At 42.2% G+C, this 21,003-nt stretch carries 24 protein-coding genes and 1 other annotated feature; of the genes, 14 read left to right on the forward strand and 10 right to left on the reverse strand.

Annotated features, from left to right (window positions below; all coding sequences use genetic code 11):
• Positions 1-68: 68 nt before the first annotated feature.
• The 4 genes from hisB to hisZ are packed head-to-tail and all read right to left on the reverse strand — an operon-like array spanning position 69 to position 3,802.
• Positions 69-653, reverse strand: a complete 585-nt coding sequence (gene hisB, locus B1K71_RS01810; protein WP_077324309.1) for an imidazoleglycerol-phosphate dehydratase HisB — start codon at positions 651-653, stop codon at positions 69-71.
• The gene (gene hisD / locus B1K71_RS01815) at positions 646-1,932 is read right to left on the reverse strand and encodes a histidinol dehydrogenase (RefSeq protein ID WP_077324310.1); all 1,287 of its coding nucleotides are present in this window, start codon (positions 1,930-1,932) and stop codon (positions 646-648) included. Before hisD ends, hisB begins: the two co-directional genes overlap by 8 nt.
• Positions 1,933-1,937: 5 nt before the next feature.
• Positions 1,938-2,564: an ATP phosphoribosyltransferase gene (hisG, locus tag B1K71_RS01820; protein ID WP_077324311.1), complete on the reverse strand. Its 627-nt coding sequence runs from the start codon at positions 2,562-2,564 to the stop codon at positions 1,938-1,940.
• Positions 2,546-3,802: an ATP phosphoribosyltransferase regulatory subunit gene (gene hisZ / locus B1K71_RS01825; protein ID WP_175631800.1), complete on the reverse strand. Its 1,257-nt coding sequence runs from the start codon at positions 3,800-3,802 to the stop codon at positions 2,546-2,548. The genes hisG and hisZ overlap by 19 nt, the downstream gene beginning before the upstream one ends.
• A 111-nt stretch (positions 3,803-3,913) precedes the next feature.
• On the opposite strand from hisZ, the gene B1K71_RS01830 reads away from it, so the two are divergent.
• From B1K71_RS01830 to B1K71_RS01850, 5 genes are all read left to right on the forward strand, one after another.
• Positions 3,914-4,708, forward strand: a complete 795-nt coding sequence (locus B1K71_RS01830; RefSeq protein WP_077324313.1) for a histidinol-phosphatase HisJ family protein — start codon at positions 3,914-3,916, stop codon at positions 4,706-4,708.
• A gap of 109 nt (positions 4,709-4,817) precedes the next feature.
• The gene (locus B1K71_RS01835; protein WP_077324314.1) at positions 4,818-5,201 is read left to right on the forward strand and encodes a YbaN family protein; all 384 of its coding nucleotides are present in this window, start codon (positions 4,818-4,820) and stop codon (positions 5,199-5,201) included.
• A gap of 25 nt (positions 5,202-5,226) precedes the next feature.
• The gene (locus tag B1K71_RS01840) at positions 5,227-6,045 is read left to right on the forward strand and encodes an alpha/beta fold hydrolase (protein WP_175631801.1); all 819 of its coding nucleotides are present in this window, start codon (positions 5,227-5,229) and stop codon (positions 6,043-6,045) included.
• Positions 6,046-6,074: 29 nt separating this feature from the next.
• Entirely contained in the window at positions 6,075-6,992 is a 918-nt protein-coding gene (murB, locus tag B1K71_RS01845; RefSeq protein WP_139343276.1) for a UDP-N-acetylmuramate dehydrogenase, read from the forward strand.
• A gap of 180 nt (positions 6,993-7,172) precedes the next feature.
• Positions 7,173-8,861, forward strand: coding sequence for a transglutaminase domain-containing protein (locus B1K71_RS01850; RefSeq protein ID WP_077324316.1), 1,689 nt, complete (start codon positions 7,173-7,175; stop codon positions 8,859-8,861).
• Between the two features lie 273 nt (positions 8,862-9,134).
• Here the strand turns inward: B1K71_RS01850 and ehuA are convergent, their stop codons facing one another.
• From ehuA to ehuB, 4 genes are all read right to left on the reverse strand, one after another.
• Positions 9,135-9,905 carry an ectoine/hydroxyectoine ABC transporter ATP-binding protein EhuA gene (ehuA, locus tag B1K71_RS01855; protein ID WP_077324317.1) on the reverse strand — a complete coding sequence of 257 codons (771 nt, stop codon included), beginning with the start codon at positions 9,903-9,905 and terminating at the stop codon, positions 9,135-9,137.
• A 21-nt stretch (positions 9,906-9,926) separates the two neighbouring features.
• Positions 9,927-10,637 carry an ectoine/hydroxyectoine ABC transporter permease subunit EhuD gene (ehuD, locus tag B1K71_RS01860; protein ID WP_139343277.1) on the reverse strand — a complete coding sequence of 237 codons (711 nt, stop codon included), beginning with the start codon at positions 10,635-10,637 and terminating at the stop codon, positions 9,927-9,929.
• Positions 10,634-11,296: an amino acid ABC transporter permease gene (locus B1K71_RS01865; protein WP_077324603.1), complete on the reverse strand. Its 663-nt coding sequence runs from the start codon at positions 11,294-11,296 to the stop codon at positions 10,634-10,636. The genes ehuD and B1K71_RS01865 overlap by 4 nt, the downstream gene beginning before the upstream one ends.
• 177 nt (positions 11,297-11,473) lie before the next feature.
• Positions 11,474-12,361 carry an ectoine/hydroxyectoine ABC transporter substrate-binding protein EhuB gene (gene ehuB / locus B1K71_RS01870; RefSeq protein ID WP_077324318.1) on the reverse strand — a complete coding sequence of 296 codons (888 nt, stop codon included), beginning with the start codon at positions 12,359-12,361 and terminating at the stop codon, positions 11,474-11,476.
• Between the two features lie 376 nt (positions 12,362-12,737).
• On the opposite strand from ehuB, the gene B1K71_RS01875 reads away from it, so the two are divergent.
• The 3 genes from B1K71_RS01875 to ytzI are packed head-to-tail and all read left to right on the forward strand — an operon-like array spanning position 12,738 to position 14,245.
• Complete coding sequence (locus tag B1K71_RS01875; protein ID WP_077324319.1) at positions 12,738-13,652, forward strand: ketopantoate reductase family protein; 915 nt, start codon at positions 12,738-12,740, stop codon at positions 13,650-13,652.
• 3 nt (positions 13,653-13,655) lie between these two features.
• Entirely contained in the window at positions 13,656-14,093 is a 438-nt protein-coding gene (locus tag B1K71_RS01880; protein ID WP_077324320.1) for a GNAT family N-acetyltransferase, read from the forward strand.
• Positions 14,090-14,245, forward strand: a complete 156-nt coding sequence (gene ytzI, locus B1K71_RS01885) for a YtzI protein (protein WP_077324321.1) — start codon at positions 14,090-14,092, stop codon at positions 14,243-14,245. The genes B1K71_RS01880 and ytzI overlap by 4 nt, the downstream gene beginning before the upstream one ends.
• Here ytzI and B1K71_RS01890 read toward each other — a convergent pair.
• Both B1K71_RS01890 and B1K71_RS01895 read right to left on the reverse strand, forming a co-directional pair.
• Positions 14,242-15,222, reverse strand: coding sequence for a ring-cleaving dioxygenase (locus B1K71_RS01890; RefSeq protein ID WP_077324322.1), 981 nt, complete (start codon positions 15,220-15,222; stop codon positions 14,242-14,244). The genes ytzI and B1K71_RS01890 overlap by 4 nt on opposite strands.
• A gap of 84 nt (positions 15,223-15,306) precedes the next feature.
• The gene (locus B1K71_RS01895) at positions 15,307-15,876 is read right to left on the reverse strand and encodes a M15 family metallopeptidase (RefSeq protein WP_077324323.1); all 570 of its coding nucleotides are present in this window, start codon (positions 15,874-15,876) and stop codon (positions 15,307-15,309) included.
• Positions 15,877-16,022: 146 nt separating this feature from the next.
• Here B1K71_RS01895 and B1K71_RS01900 point away from each other — a divergent pair, with 146 nt between their 5' ends.
• The 6 genes from B1K71_RS01900 (at position 16,023) to proS (ending at position 20,949) form a co-directional block, all read left to right on the forward strand.
• A complete protein-coding gene (locus B1K71_RS01900) occupies positions 16,023-16,643 on the forward strand; it encodes a glycerol-3-phosphate acyltransferase (RefSeq protein WP_077324324.1) in 621 nt (206 codons plus the stop codon).
• 13 nt (positions 16,644-16,656) lie between these two features.
• Complete coding sequence (locus B1K71_RS01905; protein ID WP_077324325.1) at positions 16,657-17,142, forward strand: DUF456 domain-containing protein; 486 nt, start codon at positions 16,657-16,659, stop codon at positions 17,140-17,142.
• A 20-nt stretch (positions 17,143-17,162) separates the two neighbouring features.
• The gene (gene thiD, locus B1K71_RS01910) at positions 17,163-17,999 is read left to right on the forward strand and encodes a bifunctional hydroxymethylpyrimidine kinase/phosphomethylpyrimidine kinase (protein WP_077324326.1); all 837 of its coding nucleotides are present in this window, start codon (positions 17,163-17,165) and stop codon (positions 17,997-17,999) included.
• Positions 17,999-18,550: a cysteine hydrolase family protein gene (locus B1K71_RS01915; RefSeq protein WP_077324327.1), complete on the forward strand. Its 552-nt coding sequence runs from the start codon at positions 17,999-18,001 to the stop codon at positions 18,548-18,550. Before thiD ends, B1K71_RS01915 begins: the two co-directional genes overlap by 1 nt.
• 44 nt (positions 18,551-18,594) lie before the next feature.
• Positions 18,595-19,137: a GNAT family N-acetyltransferase gene (locus tag B1K71_RS01920; protein ID WP_077324328.1), complete on the forward strand. Its 543-nt coding sequence runs from the start codon at positions 18,595-18,597 to the stop codon at positions 19,135-19,137.
• A 38-nt stretch (positions 19,138-19,175) separates the two neighbouring features.
• Positions 19,176-19,397, forward strand: a binding site (T-box leader).
• A gap of 112 nt (positions 19,398-19,509) precedes the next feature.
• Positions 19,510-20,949: a proline--tRNA ligase gene (proS, locus tag B1K71_RS01925; protein WP_077324329.1), complete on the forward strand. Its 1,440-nt coding sequence runs from the start codon at positions 19,510-19,512 to the stop codon at positions 20,947-20,949.
• The last annotated feature ends 54 nt before the right edge of the window (positions 20,950-21,003 follow it).

Consider the following 21,003-nt stretch of genomic DNA (forward strand, 5'->3'; position numbering starts at 1 on the left):
CTTTTCTTTTGCTGTGTTGAAGGCCCGTATTTCATCACGAAAGCTCATATATACTGTCGTAAAGCATGTCACAATGCCCCTTTTGTGGATGGTACACCCTCTATCCGCGGATTCTGGATACTCGCTTGATCAAGTGCTCTGCCAAACCCTTTGAATATGGCCTCAATCATATGGTGTGTGTTCTTTCCGTAAACAAGATTAATATGGAGTGTCAGTCTGGCATTACTGGCAAATGCCTGAAAAAATTCTTCCACCAGTTCTGTATCAAATGTGCCAACTTTATCTTTCAGTCCATCAACATGATAGACAAAATATGGCCGTCCGCTGATATCAATTGAAACGGTGGCAAGCGACTCATCCATAGGAGTGGTTACTGTGGCATAGCGTGTGATGCCTTTTTTGTCACCCAATGCTTTGTTAAACGCCTGTCCCAGGACAATTCCGATATCTTCCACGGTATGGTGCTGGTCCACTTCAAGATCTCCATTACAGGAAACTTCCAGGTCAAAGAGACCATGCCTGCTCATCAGTGTCAGCATATGGTCCATAAATCCAACACCTGTATCCACCTTGGAAGTACCGGATCCATCTATAGAAAAGGTCAGATCGACTGCTGTTTCGCTTGTATTCCGCTGAATGTGCTGTTTACGCATCATAATCTCCTTTCCTGATTTGAATGGAATTGGCATGTGCAGTAAGCCCTTCCGCTTTTGCCAATGTAATAATGCTGTCGGAAGTTTTCTGCAGTGCCTGTTCAGAGTAGTGGATAATACTTGACTTCTTCAGGAAATCATAAACCCCGAGCGGTGATGAAAATACAGCCGTCCCGCTTGTCGGAAGTGTGTGGTTGGGCCCCGCAACATAATCACCAAGCGGTTCGGGTGCATAATGACCGAGAAAAATCGCTCCTGCATGTTTAACCTGACTCAATTTTTCAAATGGATTTTCAACCATAAGCTGCAGATGCTCCGGTGCTAATTCATTAACCAGTCCAAATGCGTTTGCAAGATTATCCGCAATAATGATTTTCCCGTTTTCCTTTAGTGACTGCTGAATGATTTCCTTGCGCTCAAGCTGTGCCGCCTGTCGTATGATTGATGCTTTAACTTGTTCCGCCAGTACAGGGTCTGTCGCAATACAGATGGCACTTGCCCGTTCATCATGTTCGGCCTGGGAAAGAAGGTCGGCTGCCACATAATCAGGGTTTGCCGTCGCATCTGCTACCACACAAATTTCGCTCGGTCCTGCAATCATATCAATGTCGACATCGCCATAAACCCACTTTTTGGCTCGGGCAACAAATGCATTCCCGGGGCCGACAATCTTGACCACTTTATCAATTGATTCAGTCCCGTAAGCAAGTGCTGCAATTGCTTGTGCACCGCCAATTTTATAAACTTTGTCCACGCCCGTTAATTTTGCTGCAGTTAAAACTTCAGGGCTTATTTTTCCGTTTGCTCCCGGTGGTGTCGTAATGACAACTTTTTTTACACCAGCTAATTTTGCGGGTATAACGTTCATCAGTACTGTCGATGGATAGGCTGCTTTCCCTCCGGGTACATAGATCCCGACTTTCTCCAGAGGGGAGACTTTTTGTCCAAGCATGATGCCGTTTCCGGGATTTGTGAACCATGAATGTTCTTTCTGGTTTTCGTGAAATGCGGTAATGTTTTTATTTGCTTGTTCCAGTGCAGTCAAAAAACGATTACTGACTTTTTCTCCCGCTTCGGCAAACTCCGCTTGTGAAACGGTTAGTTGGTCAAGATTAATGCCATCAAATTTTTTGGTGTATTGAAACAAAGCGTTGTCCCCTGACGATCGAACATTTTGGATGATTTCAAGAACCGTCTTATCAATCTGTTCGTAATTTTCCGGGTCAGTTGAGACACGTTTGTTGTCTTGTCTGAACTGATCAATTGTCATCAATTTCATTTTTCTCACCCCACTACCGATTTCAGTTTATTGATGAGTGTGTGTGTCTCTTCAGATCGTGTCGTAAAACTTGCTTTATTAATAATCAGCCGTGTACTGATGTTCTCAATTTCTTCCATGATTTCAAGTCCATTTTCACGAAGCGTTGTGCCTGTCTCAACAATGTCAACAATGACGTCTGACAAACCAATCAATGGGGCAAGCTCCACAGACCCATTCAGTTTGATGGTTTCAGCCAATACTCCTTTTTTCAGGAAATGGTTTTTGGCTACTGTCGGATATTTTGTAGCGACTGTAATTTGATTGATATTGTCCAGGATTGTATCCGGTTTTCCAGCAACTGCAAACCGGCAACTGCCGATTTTAAGATCCAAAATTTCGTAAACATCTGCCTGTGATTCAAGAATCGTATCTTTTCCGGCAACACCGATGTCTGCTGCGCCATTTTCCACATATGTCGGGACGTCAACAGCTTTAACGCAGATCAGGCTGACTGTCCGATCGTCCGTATGGAAAATCAGTTTCCTGCTGTCAGGATGGAAATCAGGAAAATGGAAACCGGCATCTTCCAGAATTCTGATTGTACTGTCTGCTGTTCTGCCTTTGGCAAGTGCTATTGTGATTGGTTCCATTCTGTGTTTTCCATTCCTTTCCCGATAAGATGTACCAAGTCATGAACATTTCCGAAATCTATTTCTGTTCCTGCCATAACAAGTGAACTTTTTTCCGGTCTGAATGTTACCAGACAAGGTTGGTTCTGTTTCCGTGTTTCCGGCTTGGAAACAATAACGGAATAACCTGCTTCCCGCAGGCTGTTTGCTGCGGTCAATGCCTCCTTTTGCCGGCTGCGGCTGTAATCAATAATGATATTGTCCGCGGTTAGCTGATCCGGTTTTTGTTGTTTATGAACTGCCTGCAGGAGACTGTCAACGTCACAGGCAAAACCAATTGCAGGTAGGGCGGTGCCGAAGTGACCGGCAAGATTGTCGTATCTTCCTCCCATAAGCACCGGTTTGCCAAGCGCCGATACAAATCCCTGAAAAATGATTCCGGTGTAATAATTCATATTGTTGATCAGTCCGAAATCAAAAACAACATGATCAGTGACCGCATATGCCTCGAGCAGTTCATAAACGTTTTTCAGTTTTTCCAGCGTTTGTTTCATCGTTTCATTTAATGTTATGTTTCCCGCGCGTTCCATGACTGTTTCCGGTTTTCCATAAAGCAGCGGGATGGAATGGACAGCTTCAATCAGCTCTTTGTCAGCTTGTATGTCACCAAGACAGGCATCCAGTTCAGCAACATTTTTGGATTGAATGAATGTTTTAATTTGCTCCGTTTTTTCTTCGGGAACATTTAATTCATTGATTAGTGCTTTAAAAAATCCGGCGTGTCCTATTTCCAGTTTAAATGAGCGGAAGCCCAGGTCTTTCAGTGCGTGAACCGCAAGTGCAATAACTTCAGCATCATTCTCGGCCGTATTTTCCCCGAAACATTCGATGCCAGCCTGGGTTGTTTCTTTTCTGTCTGTCTGCTCAAAGGACTGGCGGAAAACATCCTGCACATAAAACAGCCGTGCGTCGTTTTGGGGCCGATTTTTTTCCGTAACAGCCATCCGTGTAATCGGTATTGTCATATCGGGACGCAATACGAGTACTTTGCCGGAACTGTCTACTACTTTTATCATGTCATCCCTATGAATTGTGCCGGGTATTGCAGCATATAAATCATAATCTTCAAAAATGGATGTTTGTACCTGTCTGTATCCATATGTGAAAAAGCGCTCTTTCAGGGCGGATATCGTACGGTCCCGCACCTTGAAGTCCGAAGCGCCCGTATCTTTAGAACAATCAAGTAAATATGGTTGCAAGGAAATTTACTCCTTTCTTTTACTTTATCACTTTATCGCTTTATTTAATTAAAGTTGTATAGTATTCTATAGATTAATAGAAATTCTGTCAACTGGAAAGGATGAATTTTAATGTTTGATTATCATATTCACAGTAATTTCTCTGCAGATTGCGAAGCGCCGATGGAAAGAACGGTTGAAAAAGCCATTGATATTGGATTGAAGGAAATTTGTTTTACCGACCATATTGATTATGATTATCCGGATGAATCCATTGTATTTGAGTTTGATCAGGAGGCATATGACCAAAAAATCAGGGAGGTTCAATTTAATTATGGCGACAGGATTCACATTAAAAAAGGAATCGAAATTGGTCTGCAGCCCCATTTACTGGAGAGGTATAATGAACTGCTGGAAAATAGGCGATTCGATTTTGTCATTTGTTCGATGCATACCGCGGAAGGAAAAGACCTTCATTCTGGAAATTTCTTTGCTGGAAGATCTGCAGAATCGTCCTGTGCAGCGTATTACAATGAATTGCTCTCCTGTGTGAAGGAGTTTTCCAACTATAGCATTCTTGGTCATATCGATCTGGTTAAACGGTATTTGAAAACCGAAAGCAGGGAAAACTTTCATGAGATTATTCGGGAAATATTTCAGGAAATTATTCCAAAGGGGAAGGGAATTGAACTGAATACATCCGGCAAACGATACGGTATGGAGCAGGGAATGCCAAGCCTGGATATACTGAAACTGTATAAGGAGTGTGGCGGGGAAATTCTGACGCTTGGTTCGGATTCACATGTGGAATCAACCATTGCCTATGATTTCCGGGATTCCATCGAACTTTTGAAAAAGGCCGGATTCCGTTATATCACCACATTCAATCAAGGATCACCGGAGTTTCACAAACTAAGCAAGCTGTAACATCATTTTAAAAATCTGACACAATTTTTCCGGATTTATAAAGCAAGAAAGGTAACAGGATGATATAATAGGAATGATGTATTAATTATTTTCAGTAGCTGGTGTAAACATGAAGGGATTAACAAAATTTTTATTAATTATTGCGGGATCTATTTCATTGGGACTGGGTCTTCTTGGAATTATTCTGCCACTATTGCCGACGACACCGTTATTGCTTCTCGCGGCAGCATGTTATGTCAGGAGCTCTAAACGGCTGTACGATTGGTTGATTACGAATAAATATTTTGGTTCCTATATAGAAAATTACCGGCAGGGCAAAGGAATTCCATTAAAAGCGAAAGTGACGGGCGTTACAGTGCTATGGATTACAATGGGATGTTCCATTGTATTTGTTATTCCATTGCCAGCAGTAAAGTTGCTCTTGTTCGGTATTGGTGCATTTTTTACATGGTTTATCTTAAAACAAAAAACATTGCATAGATCAGAGAAATAGGCAACAGAATAGCGGGGTCAGTTTTTTGAAGAAGAAACATATAATAAGTACAGCAGTTTTAGTAATGATTTTTATTATGGTTTTTTTGGTGACAGATGTGCCAAAAGCAGCAAAATCGGAAAACAAAATCGAAACCCCCACCGTGTTTGTCCATGGATATAAAGGAACGGTCAACTCGTTCGGCAACATGCTGAACAGGTTTGAAAACATGTATGGCTGGGGAAATAAGGCAATTGTCTACGATGTATCCCGAACAGGTCACATGACCGTTTATAATCTTGGCAAAGGCAAAAGGGAATCTGCCTTTGTGCAAGTTATCTTTGAAGATAACCGTGCCAGCATTGAGGATACGTCTGAATGGCTTGCAAAAGTTTTGGCGCATATGAAACGGGTATACCGGATCGATACGGTTAATCTGGTAGGTCATTCCATGGGAGGGCTCGTTTCCGTGAATACGATACAGACATATCAGGATCCCTCTAAATATCCGCGTGTCGAAAAGCTGATTACGATCGGAAGTCCTTTTGATGGCATATACAGTAAGGAATACTTTCAAATAAATCGTGACCCTGCCACTGTTGATTTGAAGCCGGGGGCAGGTGCATTGAAGCTGATGCGATTAAATAAAGCAGCTGTTCCTGATAATCTGCAGGTACTAAGTATCGGAAGCACCGGCGATATGGTAGCAATGCCGGAAAGTGTGCTTGCTATCCGAAAAATCATCAGTCAGGATCAGTTGACAGTTAAAATGATTACAGAAAAAGCGCTTGGCCATAGCGCTTTACATGAAAATGAAAAAGTTGACAGGATGGTCTATTCGTTCCTGACAGACGGAAACAATTGATTTGACTATTTATAAAAGGATTGGTTTTAGTGGTAAATTATCATCATGTGTATGATCAATTAATTGCAATTACATCAGAGAAAAATGTGATGGTTGATGAACACCTGAAAAATCATACGTATACACGATTAGGCGGCAAGGCTGACTTGTTTGTTACGCCGGAAACATATGAACAGGTGCAGGAGATTGTGAAGTTATCCAACAGGGAGGATATACCTTTTACACTTCTCGGAAACGGATCCAATCTGATTGTAAAAGACGGTGGAATCCGGGGAATTGTTTTGAACCTGAAACAGCTGACAGACCTATCTGCAGATGGAACGGTACTTGTAGCACAGAGCGGCGCAAGAATTATTGATGCCTCGAGACGTGCGTTATCAATGTCGTTAACCGGACTCGAATTCGCCTGTGGAATACCCGGTTCGGTCGGCGGGGCTTTATTTATGAATGCCGGTGCATACGGCGGGGAAATCAAGGATGTGCTGGAAAGTACAATTGTTGTGGACCGAAAAGGGAATCTCCTGAATCTTTCCGCCAGTGAACTCGATTTAGAATACCGTTCCAGTAATATTCCGGATAACGGCTATATTGTTTTGGAAGCGACATTTTCGATGAAACACGGCGATTATAAAGAAATTAAAGCTATTATGGATGATCTGACGTTCAAACGCGAATCCAAGCAGCCGCTTGAATATCCATCCTGTGGAAGTGTTTTTAAACGTCCACCAGGATATTTTGCCGGAAAACTGATTCAGGACAGTGGTCTTCAGGGAAAACAATTGGGCGGTGCGCAAGTATCACAGAAACATGCCGGATTTATCGTAAACAAGGATGAAGCTACGGCAGATGAATATATCGGGCTGATTCATTTTGTACAGGACACAGTCAAAGAAAAATTTGGTGTCAAGCTTGAACGTGAAGTTAAAATAATTGGAGACGATCTTTAATAACTTTGATAAAACTTGAAATGGTACCCCTTTGGCAGCCAATTGGCCAAAGGGGTATTTTATGGTAACTGTTTTTCTCATAATTGGTTACCTGACTTATATGCAGCTGGATAATTGTGCTAAAATTATAAAAGCGGAAAATGTGAAAAAGGTAACTAGGAATATTGAGGGGTTGGGGAAATGATACTGAAAAAATGGTTACGTTGGATGCTGATCTCGTTATCGGCGCTAATATTGTTAAGCGGCTGTGCAAATTCAGAAGAGTCTGCTGACAAGACAAATCAGTCAGGGATAAAGAATGGTGAATCCGATACTAAGGAGGCAAATTCTGAAAAGCAGCAGCCTATGTCTTCTACCGGTCAGCCGATTGAATTATCCTCCTATGCAAAAGAAATCGGAGCAACACTCTCAAACCCGGAGAGCAAGGAATTCGCTGTTCAATCATCTTTTATGCTGGAAGGAGTAATAGAGGAGGTATCCGGGCTGAATGACCGCTTTATTTGGGTGGAATTATACGGTCCACAAGGCGGGGAGTTTACCTATTATGTACCGGTTAAGGACGGAAAATTCAGTGAGAAGATTAAGCTGTTTGAGGGGAAGGGGGAATATGACATTACAGTACGCTTGCCCGATAAAAGTCAGGACAATCATTTTTATGAGATGACATCATTTCAGGTTGAAAATGAAAGTTCAAAAACGACCCGTGATATATTCATTGGGCGTAAAGCGTTGGAAAACGGGCTGACCATAACACAGCCTGCGAGCGGTTTGACGGAAACGGAAGGCTTTTTACATCTGGAAGGAACAATTGACAATACGTTTAACGGAAAGAATTTAATGGTTAAAGGTGAAAAAGGGTCGGAGTCATGGAAATTGCTTGTCCCCGTTAAAAATGGCGGTTTTGAAACAGAAATTCCTTTGCATTACGGCGGGGGAAAGCATAAAGTAACCGTTATGGTACCTGATCCGAATCGTGAAAATTATTATTTGGAAGCTGCTAAGCTATTCGCAAAAAATACTTCGTCAGCAAAAACAGAGCCGATAAAATTTTATCGGGCATACCATGAAAATGAATTCCAGCTTGATTATCCGAAAGCAGGAGGGAAGCAAGCAGACAGCACTTTTCGAATTGCCGGCACGTATGATTCAAGTGTGTCCGATAATAAAAAAATAGAGCAAGTGATTGTAACGACGAAAAAGGGTGACCTTGAAGCAAGTTACCTTGTTCCCGCAGCTAATGGTAAATTTGAAGGACAATTCTGGCTGCGGTTTGGTCCGGGGGAATATGAAGTAACTGTCAATATCCCGACTGATCCTGGTGCATACAAGTCTTATTTCAGATATACCGGCATAGCAAGTTTTACCGTAAAAAGTAATGCGAAAGATAAACGTGAATTGCTGCCGTCCAGGGGAATTCAATCTGACTCGCAAAACATAAAAGATCTTGCTGCAAACTTAACAAAAAGGGTGAAAAGTGAACGAAAGCAGGCCAAGGCCATCTATGATTATGTGGCAAAAAATATCACCTATGATGTTGGGAAACTGGAAAATGATTTATTTAAGCTGAGTGACAGTGCATTAAAAACGTTAAAAACAAAAAGCGGAGTTTGTCAGGATTATGCCTTTTTGACCGTCGCACTGTTACGTGCGGCTGATATTGAATCGCATTATATCAGCGGTCGTGGCAATCTTGCCCGTCATGCTTGGGTGGAAGCAAATATTAATGGAAAATGGGTGCTTATGGATCCAACATGGGGTGCCGGATATGTACAGGATGGAAAATTTGTGCCGCATTATAATGATAAATATTTTGATCCAAACCTTAAAGCGTTTAAAAAGAATCACACCCGTGAAGAGATTGTTTATTAAAAAAAGGAAAAAGGCTGGGACATATCAGAAACGTGTAATCCAAAAGACGAACAATAAGGAATTTAGCGGAGGAAATACACATTCGGGATAATAATTGTGAACATTATCATATCGATCGTGAACTTTAGCATTTTGACCATGAACTTTATCATTTAAGCTGTCAACTATGAGCGAAAATGCCTTCTGCTTTATCATTTCAGTGCGTCTAGCAAAAAAACTGCCCGCTCCCTCTCAGGAAGCAGACAGACACTTTTGTCCCAGCCTTGTTTTGAATTAAGTTCTGAATCTATGCAGGAAGCTTTGCAGGCGGTCGTTTGTTGAATTTTCCAGAACTTCCATTGGCGGTCCCTGTTCGGCAATCACACCGTTATCAAGGAAAAGAATACGATCAGCAATGTCACGGGCAAATTCCATTTCATGTGTTACAAGCACCATTGCCATTTCGCCTTCTTTTGCAATATCGCGGATTACTTCCAGAACCTCACCAACAAGTTCAGGGTCTAATGCGGAAGTGACCTCATCAAACAGCATGATTTTCGGACGCATAACAAGTGCTCGTGCCATCGCCACACGCTGTTTCTGTCCCCCCGATAGTTGACTTGGATAGTTATCCAGTTTGTCACCAAGTCCGACTTTCTCCAGCATTTCAATTGATCGTTTCTTGGCAGATTCTTTTTCCTCTTTTTGTACATTGATTGGAGCAGTCATACAATTTTCCAGAATCGTCATATGCGGAAACAGGTTGAAATGCTGAAACACCATTCCAATATCGCCTCGTACCTGTCTTAAATGTTTTTCATTTGCGGGCACAAGTTTACCGTTTTTCTCCATGTGCCATAAATTTTTTCCGTCAACAATGATATTACCGGATGTTGGTTCTTCCAGCGTCATCAGCATGCGGATTATCGTTGTTTTACCGGATCCGCTTGGGCCTATAACGGCCACTTTTTCAGCAGGTTTTATATCCAAATCGATGCCTTTTAATACTTCGACATCACCGAATGATTTGTGCACATCCTGGTAACTTACTATCGGTTCACTCATTCCATCACAACCCCTTTTCTCTTAGTTTGCCTTACTTTCGGTAACGGCTTTTTTATCAAATCGTGTATTGAATTTCTTTTCCAGTTTATTGATAAGAAGTGCAGAAGGATAACTTAGTACCAGGAACAGGATTGCCACAATGGTAAGTGGTTCCAGGTATCTCCAGTGCTGGGCACCATAATCATTGGCCAATGCCAGGATACCAAGGAATCCAATGGTTGATGCCAGTGGAACTTCCTTAAACATGATAATCAAATAATTTCCAAGCATTGGAATGGTTGGCGGAATTGCCTGTGGAAGTATAATCTTTGTCCACTTTTTCCGCTTGGAATAGTTAAGCGCTGTGGCAGCTTCCCACTGTCCCGACGCCACTCCATCAATACCAGATCGGTACACCTCTCCAACATATGTGCTGTAATGAATGCCAAGACCGAGTACTGCACTTGTAAATGGATCTAGCGCCATTCCGACAACAGGTACCATTGGCCATGCATAATATATGAAAAACAGTTGTACCAATGGGGGGGTAGAACGAATAAATTCCATTATACCCAGCAGTGGAAGTCTGATGACGGCAATCGGCAGTCTTTTAACTGCTGTCCAGAAGAACCCGAAAATTAAAGCAAACAGGTAGCAGGACAGGGTGAGTGCGATGGTAATGCCAAGCCCTTGTAAAATAAGAGGGAACGCATCAAAAAATGTTTCCCAGCTCCAGTTACTCAAACCGCTCATGAGCTAGCCACCCCTTTCTTGGATGCAGCTTCCATTTTTTTCGTAAGCCAGATAAACGGAAGTGCCAGAATAAAGTAGAATATGAGCACAAGAAAGTATACTGTCGGTGCTTGTGACAGATTGGAACTGCGCAAAATATCACCGTAGTATAAAATATCAGTCATACCAATTAAGGAAACCAATGATGTCGATTTTAGCATCAGGATCAAATAGTTACCAAATTCCGGAAGCATCATTCGGACAGCCTGCGGAAAAATCACGAGACGCATCCGCTGGAACCGGGACATGTTCAGAGCAGTTGATGCCTCATACTGCCCTTTGGCCACAGACAAAATAGAGCTGCGGACAATCTCTGACATGTACGCACCATAGTTTAAAGAAATTGCCAATACACCAGCCCAGAAGTTACTGCCAATCTCCCAACCAAATAAAATAGGTAATGCATAATAAAACCAGAATAATTGAACGATCAGTGAGGTACCACGAAACACTTCGACATAGAAGCTGGTGAATTTTCGAAGGATGACATTATTGGAAAGCTTGCAAAAGCCCGCAATAAACGCCATCAAATACCCAAGAACAATTGAAGCAAGCAGAACTTTAACAGTAATTTCCACCCCTTTTAAAAGGACGGGAAAAATATCCGCTATTGCATCGATGGTAATCACTCCTTTTGTGTTTTCTACTACCTTATTAATATCGTATTCAGTTTATACACCTTGTACCATTAAAACATTTATAACATAAGGATAGGGTCAGACCCCCTGGGTGAGGGAGCCGGACCCTATGGAGTCGTTGTCGTAGTTCTTTAGCTGGACATTCTTATATGTGTTGTTCTAGTATTGTTCGCCGCTGCAAACTCCTTCTGCAGTAATATCTTCAGGAACGGAGTTGTTCTCAGCACTGAATCCATTTTTCTCCAGCAGCTCTTTAACTGTACCGTCTTTTTTCAATTTAGCCAATGCTTCATTATATGCTTTACGCAATTCATCAGCATCTTTATGGAATGCGGCAGCACCATAGCTTGGAATACCTTCAATTTCAGGCTGTTTGAAATCCGAAACAAATTCAAGTTTATCATTGCCGGAAGATTCCAATGCCATTTTTACCGTCATTTCAGTACCTGTTGTTGCGTCGGCACGTCCGGATGCTACAGCAGAAAATGTTGCCGGAATGTCAGATGCTGTTTGGACTTGACTTTCTTTAACCCCCATTTTTTGCACGTACTCAATTTCAGTGGCACCTTGCATGATGGAAACCGTTGCACCTTTTTCAGCAATATCTTCGTAACTGTGCAGGTCCATTGGATTTCCTTTAGGTACAATTAAACCTTCCCCATACATCATGGACGGTTCAGCAAAATCAGCGTTTTTACAACGATCCGGGTTGATTGCCATTCCCGCTGTAATAACATCAAATTTTCCCGCGTTCAATCCGGGAATCAGCTGACTGAAATCCGCCAATTTACCTTTCACATTTTCAATTCCCATTTCCTTAAATGCTGCTTGTGCAATATCAACTGCAGCCCCTTTTAATTCTCCACCATCCTGGTATGCATACGGTTCCTCGTTTGCGAATCCAACCGTAACGGTACCTGATTCTTTAAGTTTTGCCAATTTGCTTTGGTCACCGTCACCGCCTGATTCTTCATCAGAACCGGATCCACAGGCTGCCAGCAGAACAAGCAAAAAACCAACTGCAGCTACTGCCAATAATTTTTTCATTCTCTAAATGACCTCCCTTTAATATTTTGTTTCTCTTAAGACTTTATTACTAGAAATTGGATAACCTAAACCCATGAACATTCGGGTTTTTAAAATAAAGAGTAAATGGTGGGGAATTTCTTTCAAACAGTCATACTATAATAGTATAGATTTTGGCCTATTCATTCAAACTGGGTATTTTTAGATAATTTTAAATTTAAAAGCGTATACAGCGCTCAGTCTTATAAAGCTTATATATGCCAATATATGCTTGTTTATAATGTGTTAAGCTTTTATTTCCTTGATAATTGCTCTAATTGTCTAAATAATCTAATGGACAAATGAAGCCTGGAAAGCTACTATGGAATTAATAGATATTTTTAATGGAGGGGACGTCATGCATATTACTGTACTTGGTGCAGGAGCGTTAGGTGGTTATTTTGGATCACGTTGGGAACAGGCCGGTGCAAACGTGACTTATCTTGTACGAAATAAGCGCGCAAAACAGCTGGAGCGGAACGGTTTGAATGTTTCAAGCCCAAGGGGAGATTATCAAAATAGTGAACCAACTATTATAACGGATGCCAATCAGATTGATCATACCGACCTTGTTTTTGTGAGTGTGAAGGGGTATCATTTGGACGGTATTATGGATCAATTGAAAATATTAACGGAAAAAGGGGCATTTGTACTACCTGTCTTAAATGGAATGGAGCATATCCCCGTATTAAAAAAAGAACTTGGTGAGGAAACTGTATTAGGCGGGCTTTCCTTCATTATGGCTACATTGGATGATGCAGGACATGTTGTTCATTCAAGTGATTTTCATCGTCTCATTTTCGGAAAACTGCATGCAGCCCAAACGGAAGTGTGCGGACATTTGGAAAAACTTTGTGAAAAAACAGATCTGGAATTTATCAATAGTGATTCCATACTTCATGAACTATGGAAAAAATATACGTTTATAAATGCATTTTCCGGCATTACCACTGCAGTCAATCTGCCAATCGGACCAATCCTTGAAAAACCGGATACATTCCGGGTAGCCAGGAAAATTCTGCTTGAAATGCAGCAATTAGCCGGGAAATATGATATAAAGATAACGGATGAGGAACTGGAAGAAGCAAATCAAAGTTTCTTAGAATTGAATTCTGAGGCAACTTCATCCATGCACCAGGACCGTCGAAAAGGATTACCGCTGGAAGTGGACCATCTTCATGGCGGAGCGGTTCGTCTTGCAGATGATAAGGGGCTGGAGCTGCCATATATAAATGCAATCTATGGGATAATTAAGCCATTTGAAAGGGTTTAGCAGATGTATAAAATACGTGAAATAAAGCAGTCAGATCAAAATGCCATTAATGAATTGGTTCAAAATGAAAATAATATGCATATTCACCAGGTCGAAACTCCCATCAGCGAGGAAGACTTTACAAAGATTCTTAATGGTAATACGGAAAGGCTTTATGTAATTGAAAAAGATGCAGCAATTCGCGCTTTTATCCAGTTTCAGCTGGATGATGATGCAAGGAAGATAGAGATTAAAAAGCTGACAGTGGAGAACAGTTATATCAAAAAGGGCTTGGATGAACACTTATACAGTAAAGTGGAGCGATTGGCAAACAGGAAAGGCTATGAAAATATGCACACCGAACTGACAACATCCAATGCAGTCGTCTGCACCTTTTTTGATGAAAAGGGCTGGCAGCGAATACAGGACAGTAATGAATTTTATAAAGGGGTAAACGGATGACTTTTTACGTAGTACTTGGTGTTGCCATCGTTTTAGCAGTTCTAATTATGACATTGGTTGCCATTTCTAAAGGCTATGCGTATCAACATTCCATTGATCCTTTACCGGATGATGTACAGAATGACTTGGAAGAAGAGGACCGCACCGATTAGGAGTGCGGTCCTTTTGTGTCCAAGGGTTTCAATTTTGCTTCAATCTCATCGCGTTGGTTTTCAAAAAATGGCGGCAGTGCAAGCGTTTCTCCCAGGTGGTCGGGATCCTCATCCGTTGTGAAACCTGGTCCATCTGTGGCAAGTTCAAATAAGATACCGTTTGGTTCTCTGAAATAGAGAGACTTGAAATAAAAGCGATCAACCAGTCCGGAGTTGGGGATGCGTGCTTCTTTAACCCTGTCCCGCCATACAGCCAATTCCTCTTCGTTATCAACACGAAAAGCTACATGATGTACACTTCCGCGGCCGGGTCGTTCACGTGGGAGATCAGGTTGGATTTTCAAATGAACCTCGGCTCCTGTTCCGCCTTCACCAGTTTCAAAAACAAGAACATCTTCCTGATTGCCTTCTGTTGACGAATAACTTCCCGTCTGTTTGAACGTAAGCAGGTCCGTTAAGACGTTAAACGTTGGTTCCGGGTCTTTTACGGTCAATGTAACCGGGCCAAGGCCTACGATTCCTTTTTCGTTGGGGACAGGGCTCTTATCCCAAGGGGTCCCTCCTGCAACACCGTTATTTTTTTCATCGGAAACAAGTGCAAGCCGCTGGTCTTCCGGATCACGGAAAGATATCAATTTTCTTCCGTATTGTTCTGTTATACCATCGTGATCAACGTTATAGGAATCAAGCCTATCAATCCAGTATTCAAGCGACTGGTCATCCGGAACCCTTAATGCAGTAGTTGAAATACTGCTGTTGCCGGCATAGGTATGACCGGCATTCGGAATCTCAAAAAAGGTAAAATCAGTGCCCGGATTTCCTTGCTCATCCGCGTAAAATAAATGGTAAACGGATGGATCGTCCTGATTTATCGTTTTTTTGACAAGCCGCAGCCCAAGTACTTCGGTATAAAAGCGATAGTTATTTTTCGCATTGGCAGTAATTGCTGATACATGGTGAATGCCTCTTAAATTCATAGATGAAACCTCCTTCAATAAATTATTATTAATTCAAGATAATTTTATTATAATCCAAACAAATGCATGCGTCCATTTTAATGCTTAGACTTGGTTGCAGGAATGATCCGGGCGTATCCCTTTTTGCAATTCCTGAATACTTAACCCAAAATCCATCTGCAGATGCGGGTAATCGGGACTGCGCCAGTCACCACCCCATTCAAACCCAAGTTCTTTTGCGATTTCCGCCACTTCAAACCAATCGGGATGCCCGTTGCGATTCCCATCATACGCTGTGCTCCAGATAATTTCTCCCTTGTTATTACGCAATGCATAATCAATCGCCAGCCCGTAATTATGGTACGATTCGCCCCCTTTGGCAAAGGTTACGATGCTTCCGGCAACAGTACGTCCCCGGGCATATAATGCATTCTGTTCTTTCTTTGAGCGGACTTTATCTGTTATGGCTACGTTGATTCCGCGTTTGGAGGATTGTTGGATCAGTTTTTCTGTTTTTTCAGCAACAGTTGGATCCAGTCCTCCTGATGGGCGAGTGTACCGCGCAGTATTTTTGCATGGATCTGTTTGCTGATCCTGATTATAAAGAATGAAAAGCAGCCCGACGAATAAAATGATCAATATCCAGGCTGTGATGTCTTTACGATAAAATTTCAATGTTACGTCTCCCAAGCTGTAAGTTATACCTATTATATCGCATGTGTACAATTGGTTGGAAAGAAAACATGGCGATAGTTTCAAAAACAATCTGTCTTGCGATTCCGTGGGGGCGTATATAGAATAAGACTAAAGGAGGGGGAAGAATGTATGTGCTTTTTGTCATGCTGATTGGCTACCTGGCCGGCTGTATTCATGGTTCCCAGCTTGTCGGAAAAATAAAGAAAGTAAATATAAAAAAGAGCGGCGTTAAGAACTCCGGTGCCTCCAACACGACGATTTTACTTGGCTGGAAATTCGGAATCATTGTCGCACTGATTGATATTTTCAAAGCTACTTTATCGGTATTATTCGTTTTATATATTCTCAATGGGCAAGGCATTACCGAAGAGATGCATACATTGCTTGTTTATATAAATGCCCTATTCATTATTATCGGACATAATTATCCGGTCCAGATGCGGTTCAGCGGTGGGAAAGGTACGGCATCATTGATTGGTGTCTTGCTGGCAATAGATTGGAAAATTGCATTAATCGGTATTGCGATATTGCTTTTATTTACATTGGCCACAGACTATCTGGTGGTTGGTGTTCTGTTTATGTATATTTCTTTTCTGGTTACCACTTATTTATTCTTTGGAATCGAACCGGCAATGGTTGTCGTGTTATTATCGGTTATGAGCATACTGAAACATATGGAGAATTACAGACGTATTATCAGCAAGGAAGAAACAAAGCTTTCCAGTATGTTCCGAAAAGAATCATAGATGGAGGAAACAGATGCTTGATATTATTATGTGGATTATAATCATTGCGTTGTTTATTTTAAGTTTTGTCGGGATTATTTTTCCGATTATCCCGTCACCGCTTGTTTTGTGGATTGGCTATCTCCTGTATCACTTTGTCATTAATAACAGTGAACTCACGGTTTTATTCTGGATTGGAATGGTTATTTTAACCATTATTCTTATTGTGTCTGATATTATTGCCAACAGTTATTTTGTGAAAAAATTCGGCGGCAGCAAATGGGGCGAACGTGGTGCAGCTGTGGCAGTTATTATCGGTTCGTTTATTTATCCGCCGTTTGGTATTATCGTGCTGCCATTCATTGTTGTGATTGTAATTGAAATGATGCAGAAGCGTTCTGCAAATGAAGCGATTCGTGCATCAGTCGGATCATTGATTGGATTTCTCGGCGGGGCTGTTGCGAAAGTGGTGCTGCAGCTCGTTATGATCGGCTGGTTCGTTGTTGACGTTATTTTTTGATATAGAAAGGGTTTTGGTTTATGAATTATCCATCACGTGTTATGACAATTGCCGGATCCGCAGCTGGCGGGAGTGCTGGTATTCAGGCGGATCTGAAGACATTTCAGGAATATGATGTGTACGGAATGAGCGCCATTACGGCAATCGTGGCATACCATCCGAAAACCGGAAAAAACGTTCATCCGCAGTCAATTGAAGCGATTGAAGCACAATTTTCGACTGCGGTTAAGCAGGTTGGAGTGGATGCGCTGAAAACGGGAATGCTTTTTTCAACAGAAGTAATTGAATTAGTGGCAGCTATCATTTCTGATTCAAATGTGGATACCGTAGTAGTCGATCCGGTGATGGTAGGAAAGCTTGATTCCAAATTGCTTGAGGATGATGCCATCGAGGCATTAAAGGACAAGCTTATACCGCTGGCATCCATTATTACACCAAATATTCCGGAAGCATCCATCCTGCTTGGAGGACGGACACTGGATACAGTGGAACAATTGAAGCAAGCCGCGGTTGACCTGCATCAGTATGGACCAAAATATGTTTTGGTAAAAGGCGGCAGACTGAAAGGGCCGGCAGTTGACGTACTGTATGACGGCGAAACATTGATAACATATGAAGCACCAAGGATTGATACAGTAAATACGAGCGGTGCAGGATGTACCTACTCTGCAGCAATTACGGCGGAAATGGCAAAAGGAAAATCAGTTTCAGATGCTGTGCATGCAGCAAAAAGCTTCGTAACCACTGCTATTGCGAATGGCTTCTCCTATACGGAAATGGTTGGGCCCACATATCATGCGGCTGCCCGTAAATTCGGTGAAGCTCATCAAATTAAAGTTAAAGGGGAAGAAGAATAATGGCAAAGCGTGCTCTAATTAATGTGGATTACACGGTTGACTTTGTTGCGGAAGATGGAAAACTTACTTGCGGCGAACCCGGGCAGGCTATAGAAGCAAAGGTGGTATCAATGACGAAGGAATTTATTGATGCCGGGGATTATGTTGTGTTTGCAATTGATGCGCATGAAGAAGGGGATACGTATCACCCGGAGTCAGAATTGTTTCCGCCGCATAATATTATTGGTACAACGGGTCAGGAACTATACGGTGACCTTGCTTCTGTTTATGAAGCAAATAAGAAGAAGGACAATGTCTATTATTTTGATAAAACCAGGTATAGTGCATTTGCCGGAACCGATTTGGAGCTGAAGCTGCGGGAACGTGGAATTGAGGAACTTCATTTTGTCGGGGTATGCACGGATATATGTGTACTGCATTCCGCCGTTGAGGCATATAACAAAGGGTTTAAAATCGTTGTTCATAAAGATGCAGTGGCCAGCTTTAATGCTGCAGGGCATGACTGGGCACTTGGTCATTTTGAACATACGCTTGGTGCTAAGGTTTTATAGGTTTCGGAAATACAGGTGTTCATAAAAAAGGGGAGTGGTCACTCATGGTGTCTTTTAAATCGTATCAGTTTGAAAACTGCACGGTACAACAGGCTGTGGATACTGATGCAGATATGGTAATCGCTGTTCTGAAAGGGGCAGCGGAATGGCTTGAATCGAAAGGTATCCAGCAGTGGGAGTATTTGCGGAGCGGAGGGGAAGACACCGAGATTAAAGCGGATATCCTGGCCGGAGCAACGTTTTTGGTGAAAGATAGTGATGGTCAGGTTGCAGCAACGTTTAATCTTTCATCAAAGCAAAATGAGTGGGATATAGATGTGTGGGGAATCCGGACCGACCGTGCTGTATACTTGCACCGTTTGGCGGTTAATCGGAATTATCATCGTGCTGGCATCGGTAAAAAGACACTTGCCTGGATCATGGACAATATTGTGCTGCCGGATGGGTATATTCGATTGGATTGTGTCGGGGATAACCCTGTTTTGAATGAATATTATCTGGAGGCGGGGTTTGCATTTGCCGGTTATACTGATATCGATGCCGGCAAATTTTCCAAATATGAAATAGCAACGGACAGTGAGGCTTGACTTTGCCTTCTGCTCGATATATATTGTACAATACAATACTCGAAACGTTGAATAAGGATTAGTACAGTTTGAACGTCTTTTACAGAGAGGAAATGGTCGGTGGAAATTTCCGAAGACACGAATTGGAACCTGCCTTGTAGTTCGCCATCGGAAAAGTGTTTTGCTGTAAGATGTGCGCGGTTCATGACCGTTATCATGCCAAGTGTGCAGGGTTACTCCTCTGCAAACAAGGGTGGTACCACCAAGCCTCGGTCCCTTAGCAGGATGGAGGTTTTTTTGTGTCTCAGTATAAGCACAACGGAGCCAATGTTATGATGATTTATCGATGGCCGCGTTTTTCAATATATAAATTTTTAAATAGAGGTGTTTGGATTGGGCAAAAAAAATAAACAGTTTGTTGAGAAAATCACAGCTATGGAAGAGGACTTCGCACAGTGGTATACCGATGTAGTCAAACAGGCAGAACTGGTTGATTATGGTGCAGTCCGCGGAACAATGGTAATTAAGCCGCATGGATACGCAATTTGGGAAAATATTCAGGCTGAATTGGATCGGAAGTTTAAAGCAACGGGTCATACGAATGTATATTTCCCGTTGTTTATTCCGGAAAGCATGCTGCAAAAGGAAAAAGATCATATTGAAGGTTTTGCACCGGAGGTAGCCTGGGTCACACACGGCGGCGAAGAAGAACTGGCTGAGCGGATTTGTGTCCGTCCGACTTCTGAAGTTCTATTCGGTGAATATTATGCTAAAAATATTCACTCCTACCGTGATTTGCCAATGCTTTATAACCAGTGGAGCAATGTTGTCCGCTGGGAAAAGACAACACGTCCTTTCCTCCGCACATCAGAATTTTTATGGCAGGAGGGGCACACATGCCATGCTACTGCTGAAGATGCACAGGAAGAAACTGCAAGAATGCTTGGTGTATATAAAGATGTTGCCGAAAATTACCTGGCCATTCCCGTTATCAGCGGTAAGAAAACCGAGAAGGAAAAGTTTGCCGGGGCTGATTATACGTTGACAATTGAAGCGTTAATGCATGACGGAAAAGCACTGCAGTCCGGTACATCGCATTATTTAGGAACAGGTTTTGCCGAGGCATTCGATATCCGTTATTTGGATAAAGAAGGGGACCAGCAGCCGGTTCATCAAACATCATGGGGCATGTCGACCCGTATCATGGGTGCACTAATCATGGTTCACGGTGATAACCGCGGGCTTGTTATTCCGCCGCGAATTGCACCGACCCAGGCGATGATTGTACCGATTGCTCAGCATAAAGAAGGCGTACTGGATAAAGCGTATGACTTACGTGATCAATTGAAGGAACTGGTTCGCGTAGATATTGATTCCAGCGATAAAATGCCAGGCTGGAAGTTCAATGAATATGAAATGAAAGGAATTCCGGTTCGTATTGAAATGGGACCGAAAGATATTGAGAAAGAACAGGTCGTTCTTGTTCGCCGGGATACCGGGGAAAAAGAATTTGTGGAACTGGATAAACTTGAACTCCGTCTGCCGGAACTTCTGGAAGAAATCCAACAAGGCCTTTATGACAAGGCGCTTGCACACCGCAATGAAAAAACGACAATCGCAGCGAATATGGATGAATTCAAAAAGAATCTTGAAGAAACACCTGGATTTATCAAAGCAATGTGGTGCGGTGACATCGAATGCGAAGAGAAAATCAAGGAAGATACTGCCGCAACATCACGCTGTATACCATTTGAACAGGAAACGGTTTCCGATCAATGTGTCTGTTGCGGAAAAGAAGCAAAAGAACTTGTTTACTGGGCAAAAGCATATTAAGGTTAAAAATCGAGCGCGTTTATCGCCGCTCGATTTTTAATATTGGCGTTCGAA

It is taken from the genome of Virgibacillus siamensis (assembly GCF_900162695.1).
Classification (GTDB): Bacteria; Bacillota; Bacilli; order Bacillales; family Amphibacillaceae; genus Lentibacillus; species Lentibacillus siamensis_A.

Bases quoted from the DNA above. Each gene is read 5' to 3' on its own strand.
- B1K71_RS01835 (WP_077324314.1), top strand. From the start codon at position 4,818: ATGAAGGGATTAACAAAATTTTTATTAATTATTGCGGGATCTATTTCA.
- hisG (WP_077324311.1), bottom strand. From the start codon at position 2,564: ATGGAACCAATCACAATAGCACTTGCCAAAGGCAGAACAGCAGACAGT.
- B1K71_RS01905 (WP_077324325.1), top strand. From the start codon at position 16,657: ATGCTTGATATTATTATGTGGATTATAATCATTGCGTTGTTTATTTTA.
- B1K71_RS01915 (WP_077324327.1), top strand. From the start codon at position 17,999: ATGGCAAAGCGTGCTCTAATTAATGTGGATTACACGGTTGACTTTGTT.
- B1K71_RS01880 (WP_077324320.1), top strand. From the start codon at position 13,656: ATGTATAAAATACGTGAAATAAAGCAGTCAGATCAAAATGCCATTAAT.
- B1K71_RS01900 (WP_077324324.1), top strand. From the start codon at position 16,023: ATGTATGTGCTTTTTGTCATGCTGATTGGCTACCTGGCCGGCTGTATT.
- ehuB (WP_077324318.1), bottom strand. From the start codon at position 12,361: ATGAAAAAATTATTGGCAGTAGCTGCAGTTGGTTTTTTGCTTGTTCTG.
- hisD (WP_077324310.1), bottom strand. From the start codon at position 1,932: ATGAAATTGATGACAATTGATCAGTTCAGACAAGACAACAAACGTGTC.
- ehuA (WP_077324317.1), bottom strand. From the start codon at position 9,905: ATGAGTGAACCGATAGTAAGTTACCAGGATGTGCACAAATCATTCGGT.
- B1K71_RS01830 (WP_077324313.1), top strand. From the start codon at position 3,914: ATGTTTGATTATCATATTCACAGTAATTTCTCTGCAGATTGCGAAGCG.
- B1K71_RS01875 (WP_077324319.1), top strand. From the start codon at position 12,738: ATGCATATTACTGTACTTGGTGCAGGAGCGTTAGGTGGTTATTTTGGA.
- ytzI (WP_077324321.1), top strand. From the start codon at position 14,090: ATGACTTTTTACGTAGTACTTGGTGTTGCCATCGTTTTAGCAGTTCTA.
- hisB (WP_077324309.1), bottom strand. From the start codon at position 653: ATGCGTAAACAGCACATTCAGCGGAATACAAGCGAAACAGCAGTCGAT.
- B1K71_RS01850 (WP_077324316.1), top strand. From the start codon at position 7,173: ATGATACTGAAAAAATGGTTACGTTGGATGCTGATCTCGTTATCGGCG.
- B1K71_RS01890 (WP_077324322.1), bottom strand. From the start codon at position 15,222: ATGAATTTAAGAGGCATTCACCATGTATCAGCAATTACTGCCAATGCG.
- thiD (WP_077324326.1), top strand. From the start codon at position 17,163: ATGAATTATCCATCACGTGTTATGACAATTGCCGGATCCGCAGCTGGC.
- B1K71_RS01920 (WP_077324328.1), top strand. From the start codon at position 18,595: ATGGTGTCTTTTAAATCGTATCAGTTTGAAAACTGCACGGTACAACAG.
- ehuD (WP_139343277.1), bottom strand. From the start codon at position 10,637: ATGAGCGGTTTGAGTAACTGGAGCTGGGAAACATTTTTTGATGCGTTC.